14 protein-coding genes are annotated in these 13109 nt (G+C 66.6%); 13 read left to right on the top strand and 1 reads right to left on the bottom strand.

Annotated elements, in window-relative coordinates; all coding sequences use genetic code 11:
- Window positions 1–16 precede the first annotated feature (16 nt).
- Window positions 17–1390, top strand: coding sequence for a C40 family peptidase (locus tag AC1DCF_RS17640; RefSeq protein ID WP_477212114.1), 1374 nt, complete (start codon window positions 17–19; stop codon window positions 1388–1390).
- A gap of 77 nt (window positions 1391–1467) precedes the next feature.
- On the opposite strand, the gene ppa is transcribed toward AC1DCF_RS17640, so the two are convergent.
- Window positions 1468–1959: an inorganic diphosphatase gene (gene ppa / locus AC1DCF_RS17635; protein WP_477212113.1), complete on the bottom strand. Its 492-nt coding sequence runs from the start codon at window positions 1957–1959 to the stop codon at window positions 1468–1470.
- Window positions 1960–2140: 181 nt separating this feature from the next.
- Here ppa and tilS point away from each other — a divergent pair, with 181 nt between their 5' ends.
- The 12 genes from tilS to panC all read left to right on the top strand — a co-directional run bounded on the left by tilS (window position 2141) and on the right by panC (window position 12971).
- On the top strand, window positions 2141–3208 hold the full coding sequence (gene tilS / locus AC1DCF_RS17630; RefSeq protein WP_477212112.1) for a tRNA lysidine(34) synthetase TilS: 1068 nt from the start codon (window positions 2141–2143) through the stop codon (window positions 3206–3208).
- A complete protein-coding gene (hpt, locus tag AC1DCF_RS17625; protein WP_477212111.1) occupies window positions 3189–3740 on the top strand; it encodes a hypoxanthine phosphoribosyltransferase in 552 nt (183 codons plus the stop codon). The genes tilS and hpt overlap by 20 nt, the downstream gene beginning before the upstream one ends.
- 198 nt (window positions 3741–3938) lie before the next feature.
- The gene (ftsH, locus tag AC1DCF_RS17620) at window positions 3939–5951 is read left to right on the top strand and encodes an ATP-dependent zinc metalloprotease FtsH (protein WP_477212110.1); all 2013 of its coding nucleotides are present in this window, start codon (window positions 3939–3941) and stop codon (window positions 5949–5951) included.
- Between the two features lie 6 nt (window positions 5952–5957).
- Entirely contained in the window at window positions 5958–6527 is a 570-nt protein-coding gene (gene folE / locus AC1DCF_RS17615) for a GTP cyclohydrolase I FolE (protein ID WP_477212109.1), read from the top strand.
- Window positions 6524–7330, top strand: a complete 807-nt coding sequence (gene folP / locus AC1DCF_RS17610) for a dihydropteroate synthase (protein ID WP_477212108.1) — start codon at window positions 6524–6526, stop codon at window positions 7328–7330. Before folE ends, folP begins: the two co-directional genes overlap by 4 nt.
- Window positions 7327–7737: a dihydroneopterin aldolase gene (folB, locus tag AC1DCF_RS17605; protein ID WP_477212107.1), complete on the top strand. Its 411-nt coding sequence runs from the start codon at window positions 7327–7329 to the stop codon at window positions 7735–7737. Before folP ends, folB begins: the two co-directional genes overlap by 4 nt.
- Window positions 7734–8405, top strand: coding sequence for a 2-amino-4-hydroxy-6-hydroxymethyldihydropteridine diphosphokinase (folK, locus tag AC1DCF_RS17600; protein ID WP_477212106.1), 672 nt, complete (start codon window positions 7734–7736; stop codon window positions 8403–8405). Before folB ends, folK begins: the two co-directional genes overlap by 4 nt.
- Entirely contained in the window at window positions 8402–8887 is a 486-nt protein-coding gene (locus AC1DCF_RS17595) for a DUF3180 domain-containing protein (RefSeq protein ID WP_477212105.1), read from the top strand. Before folK ends, AC1DCF_RS17595 begins: the two co-directional genes overlap by 4 nt.
- Window positions 8880–9461: a PH domain-containing protein gene (locus AC1DCF_RS17590; RefSeq protein WP_477212104.1), complete on the top strand. Its 582-nt coding sequence runs from the start codon at window positions 8880–8882 to the stop codon at window positions 9459–9461. Before AC1DCF_RS17595 ends, AC1DCF_RS17590 begins: the two co-directional genes overlap by 8 nt.
- Window positions 9458–11260 (top strand): PH domain-containing protein, encoded by a 1803-nt coding sequence (locus AC1DCF_RS17585; protein ID WP_477212103.1) that lies wholly within the window; start codon window positions 9458–9460, stop codon window positions 11258–11260. Before AC1DCF_RS17590 ends, AC1DCF_RS17585 begins: the two co-directional genes overlap by 4 nt.
- A complete protein-coding gene (locus AC1DCF_RS17580; protein WP_441792002.1) occupies window positions 11257–12033 on the top strand; it encodes a Rossmann-like and DUF2520 domain-containing protein in 777 nt (258 codons plus the stop codon). The genes AC1DCF_RS17585 and AC1DCF_RS17580 overlap by 4 nt, the downstream gene beginning before the upstream one ends.
- On the top strand, window positions 12033–12971 hold the full coding sequence (gene panC, locus AC1DCF_RS17575; protein WP_477212102.1) for a pantoate--beta-alanine ligase: 939 nt from the start codon (window positions 12033–12035) through the stop codon (window positions 12969–12971). The genes AC1DCF_RS17580 and panC overlap by 1 nt, the downstream gene beginning before the upstream one ends.
- Window positions 12972–13109: the final 138 nt, after the last annotated feature.

Below are 13109 nucleotides of genomic sequence, written 5' to 3'. Positions count from 1 at the left end.
TCGACCTTTATCGCGTGTGAAACCGGCCACCCTCTTCGCGGCAGTCGCCGTTGGGGCCGTCACGGCAACCGTCGGCATCTCTGCCCCGGCGGCGATCGCCGACCCCGGATACCCGAGCTGGGATGAGGTCGCGAAGGCCAAGCAGAACGAGGCCGCGAAGCGCGCACAGATCGACGCGATCTCCGGACTGCTCGACGGGCTGCGGGCATCCGCTGAAGCTGCCACCAAGACGTCGCTGATCGCCGCAGAGGCCTATCGAGTGACCCAGGACAAGCTCGACGCCGCGACCGAGCGTGAGGCGACGCTGAAAACACAGGCAAAGGATGCGCAGGCCGCTGCGGAAACCTCACGGATGCGCGCCGGGTTGATTGCCGCGCACCTGGCGAAGTCCGGTGCGCAGGATCTCTCGGTCAAGTTGTTTCTCAACGGCAGCTCCGCCGACGATCTGCTGCAGCAGCTCGGCACCGCCAGCAAACTCAGCGAGCAGTCAGCGACCATTTACCGCACGGCGATGCAAGACAAGAACGAGGCGACGTCGCTCGGTGAGCAGGCGACTGCGGCCACCGCGGAGCGCACCCGGCTCGTTGGCGAATCCAAGTCGACGTTCGAAACGGCCAATGCAGCCTCGCAAGCCTCGAACGCCGCCTACGAAACCGAGCAGAAGAAGTCGAACGAGTTGTTCGAGCAGCTCGCGCTGCTGAACGACACGACGGCATCGGCCGAGCGCGAGTACCGTGCGGCGCTCGATGCCAAGAAGGCCGCGGATGCGCAGGCCGAGGCCGAGAAGAACAAGCCGGGGCCGCCGCCCACCAACCCGAACCCGCCGACGAACCCGAACCCGCCGACGAACCCGAACCCGCCGACGAACCCGAACCCGCCGACGAACCCGAACCCGCCCGTGAATCCACCGGTCAATCCGCCGGTCACGCCGCCGGTGAACCCGAACCCGCCGGTGAACCCGCCCGTGACTCCGCCGGTGAGTCCGCCGGTCGTCGCACCCCCGAACGCGAGCGCGGTGGAGACGGCGATCGCCTTCGCCCGCAACCAGCTCGGCAAGCGGTATCAGCTCGGCGGCGCGGGCCCGGATGTCTGGGACTGCTCCGGGCTGACGATGAAGGCCTACGGCGCGGCCGGTGTCTCCATCGGGAGCCACTCGGCGACGAATCAGTACTACACGATGATGAATCGGAACCGACTGGTCCCGTTCTCACAGGCTCAAGTCGGCGACCTGGTTTTCTGGGAAGACCGCCCCGGCGACTTCTATCACGTCGCGATCTACATGGGCGGCGGTCAGATCCTCGAGGCTCCTGACGTCGGCAAGCCCGTGCGCATCCACTCGATCTGGAGCTGGAACGACGTCGCCGCCTACGTCGGTCGTCCGACCGGCTAGCCGATCGCGACATCCGTTGAATTGAAGAAGGCCCCCTGGATCGAGATTCAGGGGGCCTTCTTCACGTGTGCAGGAGGCTAGTGGCCTTCGGCAGCCAGCTTCTCGATGCCGTCGCGGATGATCTGGTCGGCCTCAGCGGCGTCGCCCCAACCCTCGGTCTTGACCCACTTGCCGGGCTCGAGGTCCTTGTAGTGCTCGAAGAAGTGCTCGATTTCCTTGCGGGTGTACTCGGGGATGTCGTTGACGTCCTGGATGTGGTCCCAGCGCGGGTCGCCGGCCGGAACTGCGATGACCTTGGCGTCTGAGCCGCCATCGTCGGTCATGTTGAAGACGCCGACCGGGCGAGCCTTGACGCCCACGCCCGGGAACAGCGGGTAGTCGAGCAGCACGAGCACGTCGACGGGGTCGCCGTCGAGGCCGAGCGTGTTCTCGAAGTAGCCGTAGTCGGTCGGGTAGACGAATGCCGTGTAGAGCACGCGGTCGAGGTAGACGCGACCGGTCTCGTGGTCGACCTCGTACTTGTTGCGGCTTCCGCGGGGGATCTCAATGACTGCGGTGTATTCGGCCATGGCCGGTTCTCCTCTGATTCAAGGTTTCGGATCAACGTTTCGTGGTTCTACGTTGATGGTTCAACGCGCCTGAATGAGCACATCGATTGGACATCTGCGTGATCGACGGCCGGCTGCCTCGCGCGAGTGAATGCATCCGGATGCCGCAATGGCCGTCGAAGTCTGGGGATAACGTTACTGGATGGACTCTGAACGCCGCCCGCGATTGACCCCCGCCATCGCCGACGTGCGCCGAGCCGTGCGTGAGTCGCTCGCCGCGGCACTGGCGGATCGGCCGGATTCCACTGATTCACCGGTCGTGCTCGTTGCGCTGTCGGGTGGAGCGGATTCGCTCGCGTTGGCCGCGGCGACGGCATTCGAAGCGCCGCGCGCCGGTCTTCGTGCGGGCGCGGTGATCGTCGACCACGGTCTGCAGGCCGGTTCGGCCGAGTTCGCCGCCACGGCTGCCCAGCAGGCGCAAGCACTCGGACTCGATCCGGTTCTGGTGCGCCGGGTGCACATTGACGGCGGAGGGGGAGACGGGCCAGAGGCCACAGCCCGTGCCGCCCGGTATGCGGCGCTCGATGCGGCGCGCACCGAGACCGGCGCCAGTCACGTCGTGCTCGGCCACACCCTCGACGACCAGGCCGAAACGGTGCTACTCGGCTTGGCGCGCGGCTCCGGCGCGGGCAGTTTGCAGGGGATGGCCGCGATCGCCGGGCCGTATCTTCGACCGATGCTCGGCATCCGTCGTGCGACGACCCGACAATTCTGTGTCGACGCGGGAATCGCGCCGTGGGACGACCCGCACAATCTCGACCCCCGCTACGCCCGGGTGCGGGTGCGGAACGTGGTGCTGCCGACGTTGGAGGCCGAGCTCGGCCCAGGGATCGCTGAGGCACTCGCGCGCACCGCCGATCAGTTGCGAGAGGACTCCGCCGCGCTCGACGCGATGGTGGTCGAGATCATCGAGGAAATCTGCGAACCGGCCGAAGCCGGCATTGCCGTGTCGGTCGGGGTGCTGGCGGCGAATCCGCCGGCCTTGCGCCAACGCATTGTCAGGTACATGGTCGAAAGTGAGTTCGGCGTGTCGCTCGAACGAGTGCACACGCTCGCCGTACTCAGCCTCGTGACCGATTGGCACGGGCAGAAACCGCTCGACCTGCCAGGCGTTAGAGTTAATCGTCAGGACGGAATGCTGGTCTTTTCAGCACCGGGCACCCCACCGAGCAAAGGACTCTTTCGTTCCCATGGAACCTCGCGACATTGATGGCGACCTCACTGAAATCCTGATCGACCAGGAGCAGATTCGCGCTCGCCTGGCCGAGATGTGTCGCAGCATCGAAACCGACTACGCCGGCAAAGACGTGCTGCTCGTCGGTGTGCTGAAGGGCGCGGTCATGGTCATGGCCGACCTGGCCCGCGAACTCACGCTGCCGATCACCATGGACTGGATGGCCGTCAGCTCCTACGGCTCCGGCACCTCGTCCAGCGGCGTCGTGCGCATCCTGAAGGACCTCGACACCGACCTCATGGGGCGCCACGTTCTGATCGTCGAGGACATCATCGACTCAGGCCTCACCCTGTCCTGGCTGCTGGCGAACCTCAAGTCGCGTGGCCCCGCATCCGTCGAAGTCTGCGCGCTGCTTCGCAAGCCCGAGGCGGCGACTGTGGAGATCGACGTCAAGTACGTCGGCTTCGACATCCCCAACAAGTTCGTCGTCGGCTACGGCCTCGACTACGCGGAGAAGTACCGCAACTTGCGTTCGGTGGGGATCCTTGCTCCTCACGTTTACTCGTAGGTCTACGAGAACGGCGGCGCGGGTCGATAGGTTTCCTGAGTCGGGGCTGCCGCCTTTCGCGAGGCTGCGCCTCGCGCACGTCTATTCCTAACGTTTAGCCGCAACCTAGCCGCATCGCACCACACTTTCTAGAAACTGTTCCCCTCACGGCGAACATGCGGCATTCGTTCAGTGCTGGGGCGGTAGCCTGTGAGCACCATGAACGTCAAGAAGCTTCTTCGCGGCCCGCTCCTCTACATCGTGCTTGCAGTCATCGCTGTGTGGGTGGGCTCGAGCCTGCTCACCATGTCGGGATTCAAGGAAGTCACCACCCAGCAGGGTCTTGAGCTTCTGAAAGACGGCAAGGTGAGCGAGGCGACGATCATCGACGGTGATCAGCGCGTCGACCTCACCCTGGCTGAGCCAGACGGTGACCTCGGCAAGCAGGTGCAGTTCTACTACGTCGCGCCGCGAGGCACGGAGGTCGTCGAGGCTGTCACCAGCGCGAACCCGAAGGACGGCTTCACCGACGAGGTGCCGCAGGCCAACTGGTTCCTGTCGCTGCTCGGCATCCTGCTTCCCGTTCTGCTGATCGGCGTGTTCTTCTGGCTGATGCTCTCCGGCATGCAGGGCGGCGGAAACAAGGTCATGCAGTTCGGCAAGTCGAAGGCGAAACTTGTCACCAAGGAGACTCCGCAGGTCACCTTCGCGGATGTCGCCGGTGCCGACGAGGCCATCGAAGAACTTCACGAGATCAAAGACTTCTTGAAAGACCCCGCCCGTTTCCAGGCGGTCGGTGCCCGCATCCCGAAGGGCGTGCTGCTGTACGGCCCTCCCGGAACCGGCAAGACGCTTCTCGCCCGCGCTGTCGCCGGCGAGGCCGGCGTGCCGTTCTACTCGATCTCCGGTTCTGATTTCGTTGAGATGTTCGTCGGTGTCGGTGCCAGTCGTGTGCGTGACCTGTTCCAGCAGGCGAAAGAAAACGCTCCGGCAATCATCTTCATCGACGAGATCGACGCCGTCGGCCGCCACCGTGGCGCCGGAATGGGCGGCGGTCACGATGAGCGTGAGCAGACCCTGAACCAGCTGCTCGTTGAGATGGACGGCTTCGACGTCAAGGCGAACGTCATCCTGATCGCCGCGACGAACCGTCCGGACATCCTCGACCCCGCGCTTCTTCGCCCCGGACGCTTCGACCGCCAGATCGGCGTCGACGCCCCCGACATGCTCGGCCGCAAGCACATTCTTGAGGTGCACGCCAAGGGCAAGCCGATGGCTCAGGGCGTCGACCTCGAGGTGCTCGCCCGCAAGACGCCGGGCTTCACCGGCGCCGACCTGGCCAACGTGCTCAACGAGGCAGCCCTGCTCACCGCGCGCTCCAACGCGCAGCTCATCGACAACCGGGCCCTCGACGAGGCCGTCGACCGCGTGATGGCCGGCCCGCAGCGCCGCACCCGCATCATGCGCGACAAGGAGAAGCTGATCACCGCCTATCACGAGGGCGGTCACGCCCTGGTGGCCACGGCGATGAACAACACCGACCCGGTGACCAAGATCACGATCCTCCCGCGTGGACGTGCCCTCGGATACACGATGGTGATGCCCCTCGAAGACCGCTACTCGGTTTCGCGCAATGAGCTCCTCGACCAGCTCGCCTACTCAATGGGCGGCCGTGTCGCCGAAGAAATCATCTTCCACGACCCGACCACCGGTGCCTCGAACGACATCGAAAAGGCCACCTCCACGGCCCGCAAGATGGTCACCGAGTTCGGCATGAGCGCGGCCGTCGGCCCGCTCAAGTTGGGTCAGGCATCCGGCGAAATGTTCCTCGGCCGTGACATGGGTCACCAGCGCGACTATTCGGAGCGCCTCGCCGAGCGCGTGGACACCGAGGTGCGCGAGCTGCTCGAAAACGCCCACGACGAGGCCTACCTGGTGCTGAACCAGAACCGGGAGATCCTCGACCGGCTGGCGCAGGCACTGCTCGAGCACGAAACGCTCGACCAGGTCGCACTCGCCCCGATCTTCGAAGGCGTCGTCAAGCTTCCTCCGCGCCCGCAGTGGCTCTCAAGCGACAAGCGTCCCGTCTCCGACGTTCCGCCCATCGCCATGCCGGAGCCGAAGGCGCCCATCGATGCGGGAGCAGTCGACGGGGGAGTTTCCAGCGGCGCGGCGGCAGACGCCAAGCCCAAGCGCGAGCCCAACCGGGCACCGCGTCCCGCTACCGCCTAGGCCGCCGTGGCAGTCGACAAGGCACGCGTTGAGGCCGCCGTCGCAGAGATTCTGGCCGCGATCGGGGAAGACCCGGGTCGCGCCGGCCTGGAATCGACGCCGCGGCGCGTGGCCGAGGCGTACCGCGAGTTCTTTGCCGGAATCGGGCAGAATCCGCTCGATCATCTGACCGACACGGTGGCGGTCGGCGAGCACACCGGCGAGCTGGTGCTGTTGCGCAACCTGGTTTTCCGGTCGATTTGCGAGCACCACCTGCTTCCGTTCCACGGCGTCGCCCACCTGGCCTATCTGCCCGGTGACCGCGTCGTCGGCCTGGGACGCCTTCCCGCCGTGCTTGAAACTCTGGCGGCTCGGCCGCAGATGCAGGAGCGTCTGACCGAGGAGATCGCCGACGCCCTGCAGACGGGGTTGGACCCTCAGGGGGTGCTCGTCGTGCTGGATGCCGTGCACGGATGTGTTTCGGCTCGTGGCCCGCGCCAGACCGGCAGCTCCACCGTCACGCTGGCCTCGCGGGGCGCACTGACCGACCCGGTTGCCCGCGCCGAGATCATGGCCCTGATCGGGGCCCGGGCGTGACACTGATCATGGGAGTGCTCAACGTCACTCCCGATTCGTTCAGTGACGGCGGCCTTTTTTCACACACGGATGCCGCGCTCCGGCACGCTCACACACTCCTCGCCGAGGGCGCTGACCTGATCGACGTCGGCGGTGAGTCGACCCGGCCGGGCGCCGGACGCGTTTCGCCCGCCGACGAGCAGCGTCGCGTGCTGCCGGTGATCACCGAGCTCGCGCGGCAGGGTGTCGTCGTGAGCGTCGACACCCTCAACTCGTCGACCGCCCGTGCCGCCGCCGCCGCCGGTGCCAGCATCATCAACGACGTCTCCGGTGGTCTGGCCGACCCGCTGATGGCATCCGTCGCGGCCGAGACCGGCCTGACCTACGTGGCGATGCACTGGCGCGGCCACGCCGATGAAATGGATTCGCTCGCAGAGTACGGCGACGTGGTCGCCGAGGTCACCGGTGAGTTGGCGGCGCGCGTCGATGCACTCACCACGGCCGGCGTGGCCAGAGACAAGATTGTGCTCGACCCCGGGTTCGGCTTCGCCAAACGCGCGGAGCACAATTGGCGACTGCTCGCCCACCTGTCGGCACTCGATGAACTGGGGTTGCCGGTCTTGGTCGGTGTCTCGCGCAAACGCTTTCTGGCAGAGGTTCTGCCGGCCGAGGCGTCGTTCGCCGATCGAGACCTGCCGACCGCGGTGCTCAGCGTGCATGCCGCGCAGGCCGGAGCCTGGGCGGTGCGGGTGCATGACGTGCGGGCGACGCGAACGGCGCTGAACGTGCTTGATCACCTCACGTCGGCCAGAATGGACCCATGAGCACCGACTCGATCACCCTCACCGGACTGCGTGTGAACGCACACCACGGCGTCTTCGACTTCGAACGGGAGAACGGGCAAGATTTCATCATCGACGTCACCGTCTGGCTCGACCTGCGCAAGGCGGCGTCGGGGGACGACTTGACCCAGACCGTGCACTACGGCGAACTGGCCGTTGCCGTGACCGATGCCGTCGCCGAGAATCCGGTCGATCTCATTGAAACCGTTGCCGAACGCGTGGCCGGGGTGGCCTTCGGCTTTGCAGCTGTCGAACGCGTGCGCGTGACGCTGCACAAGCCGCAGGCGCCGATCCCGGTGTTCTTCGAGGATGTCGCGGTGCAGATCGAGCGCACGCGCGCCGACTATCCGCACGCTGACGCGTCCTCGGATGCCGAGGCGTCCGAATGACGCCGTCCCCGGGCCGTGAGGGGTCGCAGATCGACCTTCCCGAGCCCCACGAAGGTCGATTTGCGACCCCTCACGGCGCTCGGCCGGGCGATGGCGGAGACGGGGGAGTGGGAGTGAGTGTGGTGCTCGCCCTCGGCAGCAACCTCGGCGACCGAGCGGCGACCCTGGCGGCAGCTGTGCGGGAGATCGCTGCGCTCGATGGCGCTGAGCTCGTGGCCGCCTCGCCGATCTATGAATCGGCAGCGGTCAAACTCCACGGCGTCGACGCCGATGCCCCCGAATATTTGAACGCGGTGATCCGCATCCGTTACCGCCGCACGGCCGACGATCTGCTCGATGCGGTCAACCGCATCGAAGCAGACCACGGACGGGTGCGCGCTGAGCGGTGGGGAGACCGCACCCTTGACATCGACCTGATCGCGTTCGGCACAGTGCAGCAAGACGACCCGCGCTTGACGCTGCCGCACCCGCGTGCGGCCGAGCGTGATTTTGTTCTCGCTCCGTGGCTCGACATCGATGCTGAGGCTGAGATTCCCGGGCTGGGCCGGGTTGCCGACCTGCTGGCTGCCATGCCGAACACCGTGCGGCGTCAGGCCGCTTCTGGCACAGATGATTCCGCTTCCGCTTCCGCTTCCGCTTCGGCACGCACCGGGGAGGCCACCCGATGAAGCGCACTCATGCGACACCACTGATCGCGCTCGCCCTGGTCGGACTCGTGCTCGGTTTTCTCCTTGAGATCGCCGCTGCGGCATCCGGTTTTCCGCAGATTGTTCCGCCGATCTCCTTGCCGATCACCCTGGTTGCCGTCGGCAGCATCGTCGTGGCGCTCGCCTGGCCGATTCGCCAGGCCACGCGCGCGAACGGCACAGGAAAGGCCGTCAAACCGGTCAACCCCTTCGTTGCAATGCGGGTGGCCGTGCTGGCGAAGGCATCAAGTTTGAGCGGAGCGCTGCTGCTCGGTGGCTCCAGCGGGATCGTGCTCTACATCCTGACCCGCTCGGTGGTGCCGGCGGTAACATCGTTATGGCTGGCAATTGCTGCGGCGGTCGGCGCGGCACTTCTGCTTGCCGGCGGACTCATCGCCGAACATTTCTGCACACTGCCGCCGTCGGATGATGACCAGAACGAGCATGGAGCGACACATGTCTGAGCAGGTCGAATCGAAGCAGGTCGAATCGGGCCAGGTTGAAACGCAGGTCGAATCGGACCAGGTCGCCGCTACCCGCGCCGCCGGGACCGACCGAAACGTGAGCATCGGTGCCGATGACGCGTGGAAGCGTGTCGCACCGCGATACGTCGTCGTCGAAATCGTCAGCACACTGCTGTTCGGGGTCATCGTTTGCGCCATTGCCGCATTCGTGTGGCTCGCCATGGACCTGCAGTGGGCGGTCTACGTGGGCGCTGCGGTGGCGCTGATCACCCTCATCTCGTTGATCGTTCTGCCGCGGCGAGTGCGCTCAATCGGCTATCAGCTGCGCCAGGATGACCTGCTCTTTCGTCGCGGCATCATGTTCCAGCGTTTCGTGTCGGTGCCCTACGGCCGGATGCAGCTGGTCGACATCACCCGTGGCCCCGTGGCTCGGTGGCTCGGCCTGGCCGACCTCAAGTTCGTGACGGCCGCTGCATCCAGCGGGGTCGCCATCCCGGGGCTGGCTGAGGCCGACGCGGAGGCCCTCCGCGACCGGCTGGTCGAGCTGGCGGAAAGCCGCCGGGCCGGGCTGTGAGTTCGCCGGCTCGCACCGACGCGGCTCCGGCCTCGCTGGCCGACGGAGAGTGGCACCGTCTCTACCCGGCCAGCCCGTTGCTGCGTGGAGGAATCTTCGTCTTCGCGGTTCTCGGATTCATCATCGCGAACCTCCGCGAGCGACTCATCGACCTGTTTTTCGGGGTGCCGAGCTACAGCGGTGATCCGATCGACGAGATCGTGCGCCGCGGGGCGGTCGGCTGGGCGCTCGGCGGCGTCGCCGTTGTCCTCATCGTCATCCTGATCGGGTTCTATCTCTCCTGGCGGATGCACACCTTCCGGGTCAGCGACGAGTCGGTCGAAGTGCGCAGCGGCATTCTCTTTCGCAGCCACCGCAAGGCGAGGCTCGACCGCATTCAGGGCGTGAACATTGTGCGACCGCTGATTCCACGCTTGTTCGGAGCGGCAAAACTCGAGATCAGTGTCGCCGGCCAGGATGCGAATGTGCAACTGGCCTACCTCGGCTCGGCGCTGGCCGACGGGCTGCGTCGGGACATCCTGCGGCTCGCCTCCGGGGTGCGGCAGGGCGAGGCGCGTGCCGGTGCGGGGACCGCGGCGGGTGCAGGTGGCGCCGACGCAGGCGCGGCCGCTGCAACTGCGCTGCCGGCCGCGCCCCTCGCCGCCGCGGGACCGCATTCAGGAACGGACTGGCGTGTCGCCCCCGAACCCGATGCAGGGAGTCCACAACGCACCTCCGCTCCTGAATTGGGTATCGGTGCAGATGCGGGCGCCGGGGCGACGCGTCCCGAGGTGACAGGTCCGGCTGCGACGGGGATTGGTGCCACGATCGGCAGCTTCGCCTCAGACCGCGTCGCCGAGTTTCTGGCCCCCGAGCTCGACCCCGATGCCGCACCGCCCGCATCCGTCGTGTCGATCCCGGTTGGGCGACTGATCGGCTCAATCCTTTTCAGCGGCTTCACACTCTTTCTGTTTGCCGGGATCGTGGCGCTCATCGTGATCGTGAACACCGGAGCCTCGAACTGGATTCTGTTCGCGATTCTGCCCGGCCTGATCGGTAGCGCCACCTACTACTTCTCGCGGTTCACGAAGTCGCTGCGCTACAGCATTGCCGGAACACCCGACGGGGTACGTGTGGGATTCGGCCTCTTCACCACCAGCAACGAGACGCTGCCGCCCGGGCGCATCCATGCGATCAGCGTGAGTCAGCCACTGCTGTGGCGCCTGTTCGGGTGGTGGGAGATCCGCGTCAACAAGGCCAGTCATTCTTCGAACTCGGGGGCTGCCGGTCAGGCCAACACCACGATCCTCCCGGTCGGAAGCTTGGCCGATGCTGCCCGCGTGCTCGCACTCATCCTGCCGAGTTTCACGGCCGAGGAGCAGCATTCGCTCGTGACCGCGGGTCTGCTCGGGACCGGTCGTGCCGATCGAGCCGGGTCCGTCGAGTCCGCCGGCGATGACGGTTACCGGAACGCGCCCCACCGGGCCGCGTGGCTCCGGCCCTTCTCCTGGCGCCGCACCGGCTATTCGGTGGCCGAGGATGTCGTATTGATCCGGAGTGGTCAACTCTCGCGCCAACTCGTGCTGATTCCGCTCGCCCGCCTGCAGAGCGTCGCCATCGAGCAAGGACCGGTGCGACGGATGCTGCGCCTCGCCTCGGCCCGCCTGCACACCGTCACCGGCCCGGTCTTCGGCACTCTCAGCGTCGTCGATGTCGACGAGGCGTCGCGGTTGTTCGAGCACGTCGCCCGGGGAGCCATTGAATCGGCCACCTCCGACACCAGTCATCGATGGAACGAACAGAGCGGAATGAACGCATGACACCCCGTCCCGGACGCCTCGGCATCGGCATCATCGGCGCCGGCCGTGTCGGCCCCATTCTCGGCGCCGCCCTCGCCGGCGCCGGCCACGCGGTCATCGGCATTACCGCCATCTCCCAGGCGAGCCGCGACCGGGCCGACGCCATCCTTCCCAACGTGCCGATTCTGACCGTGCCGGAGATCGTCGAGCGCAGTGAACTCGTCATCATCGCCGTGCCCGATTCCGAGCTGGCCGGTCTGGTCGCGGGACTTGCGGCAACCCAGACCTGGCGGCCCGGCCAGCTCGTGCTGCACACCTCGGCGCAGTTCGGCACCGCGATTCTCGCTCCCGCCCAGGCGGCCGGGGCGATTCCGCTCGCGATTCACCCGGCGCTCACCTTCACCGGCACGAGCATCGACCTGGCCCGGCTCGCGGACAGCTATTTCGCGGTGACCGCCTCGAGCCCGGTTCTGCCGATCGGGCAGGCACTCGTCGTTGAGATGGGTGGGGAACCGGTGATCGTGGCCGAGGCCGACCGGCCCGGCTACGCGGAAGCGATCGAGACGGCCACTGCCTTTTCGAGCTCCATCATCGAGCAGGCCACCAGTCTGCTGGCGGGCATCGGGATCGAGCATCCGGGCGCAGTGATCGCGCCCCTGGTGCGCTCGGCCATGGAGAACGCCCTGGCGAGCACCGGGCCGGATCGGCGCACCTTGCGGATGCGGGGCCGTGACGAACTCGGCGACGGTCCGTTTCCGTTCGACCAGTTCAACCAATTCGACCAGGAGGACTGATGAGCGCAGAGAGTCAGGTCGAGCCGACCGCGCCGCAGGTGATCGGGTCGATCAGCGAACTGCGTCAGCGTCTGACCGAGGCGAGGCTGCAGGCATCCGCCGCCACGTCTCGCCGCGCCGGCGACACACGGCGACCCCCGCGCGTCGTACTCGTGCCGACCATGGGCGCCCTGCACGCCGGGCACCTCTCGTTGGTCGCCCGGGCACAGGAACTCGGCGACATCGTTGTCGTGTCGATCTTCGTGAACCCGCTGCAGTTCGGTGCCGGTGAAGACCTCGACAGCTACCCGCGCACGTTGCAGGCGGATGTCGCCGCACTGGCTCCGCTCGGCGTTCCGTTCGTGTTCGCTCCGACGGCGCTCGAGATGTACCCCAACGGTCCGACCGCGACCCGCGTCACGGCGGGGGACGCCGGGACGCTCTATGAGGGTGCCGCCCGCCCCGGACACTTCGACGGGATGCTCACCGTCGTCGCGAAACTGTTCAACATCGTCGGCTGCGATGCCGCGGTTTTCGGCCAGAAAGACGCGCAACAGGTGTTCTTGGTTCGGCGCATGGTCGCCGATCTCAACCTTCCGGTCGAGATCGAGGTGGCCCCGACGGTGCGGGAGAGTACCGGACTCGCACTCTCGAGCCGCAACCAGTACCTCACCGAGGCCGAAAAGCTGGGCGCCGGGGCGATTTCGGCGGGGCTGCGCGCGGCGGAAGCTGCCGCGCCGAACGCACGCGCGGCGGTCGCGGCGGCGCACGGAATCATCGACACCCAGCCACTGGTTAAACTGGAGTACCTCGTTGTCGTGCATCCGCAGAGTTTTCTACCGGTCGATGACGACTATCGCGGCGCGGCCAGGATGCTCGTCGCCGCGTATGTCGGAACGACCAGACTCATCGACAACGTCCCACTTGACCTCAACTCACCACCATCACGGGTTTCGTAAGCCAGCCCAGCCGGCTTCAAACAGCCATCCGACGGAGAACCGCATGACCGAGAACATCGCAGCAGACGCCACCCCCGCTCAGTTGGAGCTGGCCGCAAAGCGCGCAGCAAAAGCGGAGGCGAAAGCTGCGGTGAAGGC

The sequence above is a fragment of the Leifsonia sp. 10L418 genome, assembly GCF_056395445.1.
The sequence above is the reverse complement of the archived record's forward strand: the minus strand, read 5'-3'. Positions and strand labels throughout refer to the sequence as shown.

What these genes read in the sequence shown, in the direction of transcription:
- AC1DCF_RS17595 (WP_477212105.1), top strand. Translation starts at nt 8,402, where the DNA reads ATGAAGCGCACTCATGCGACACCACTGATCGCGCTCGCCCTGGTCGGA.
- hpt (WP_477212111.1), top strand. Translation starts at nt 3,189, where the DNA reads ATGGAACCTCGCGACATTGATGGCGACCTCACTGAAATCCTGATCGAC.
- AC1DCF_RS17580 (WP_441792002.1), top strand. Translation starts at nt 11,257, where the DNA reads ATGACACCCCGTCCCGGACGCCTCGGCATCGGCATCATCGGCGCCGGC.
- tilS (WP_477212112.1), top strand. Translation starts at nt 2,141, where the DNA reads ATGGACTCTGAACGCCGCCCGCGATTGACCCCCGCCATCGCCGACGTG.
- AC1DCF_RS17590 (WP_477212104.1), top strand. Translation starts at nt 8,880, where the DNA reads ATGTCTGAGCAGGTCGAATCGAAGCAGGTCGAATCGGGCCAGGTTGAA.
- ppa (WP_477212113.1), bottom strand. Translation starts at nt 1,959, where the DNA reads ATGGCCGAATACACCGCAGTCATTGAGATCCCCCGCGGAAGCCGCAAC.
- panC (WP_477212102.1), top strand. Translation starts at nt 12,033, where the DNA reads ATGAGCGCAGAGAGTCAGGTCGAGCCGACCGCGCCGCAGGTGATCGGG.
- folB (WP_477212107.1), top strand. Translation starts at nt 7,327, where the DNA reads ATGAGCACCGACTCGATCACCCTCACCGGACTGCGTGTGAACGCACAC.
- ftsH (WP_477212110.1), top strand. Translation starts at nt 3,939, where the DNA reads ATGAACGTCAAGAAGCTTCTTCGCGGCCCGCTCCTCTACATCGTGCTT.
- folK (WP_477212106.1), top strand. Translation starts at nt 7,734, where the DNA reads ATGACGCCGTCCCCGGGCCGTGAGGGGTCGCAGATCGACCTTCCCGAG.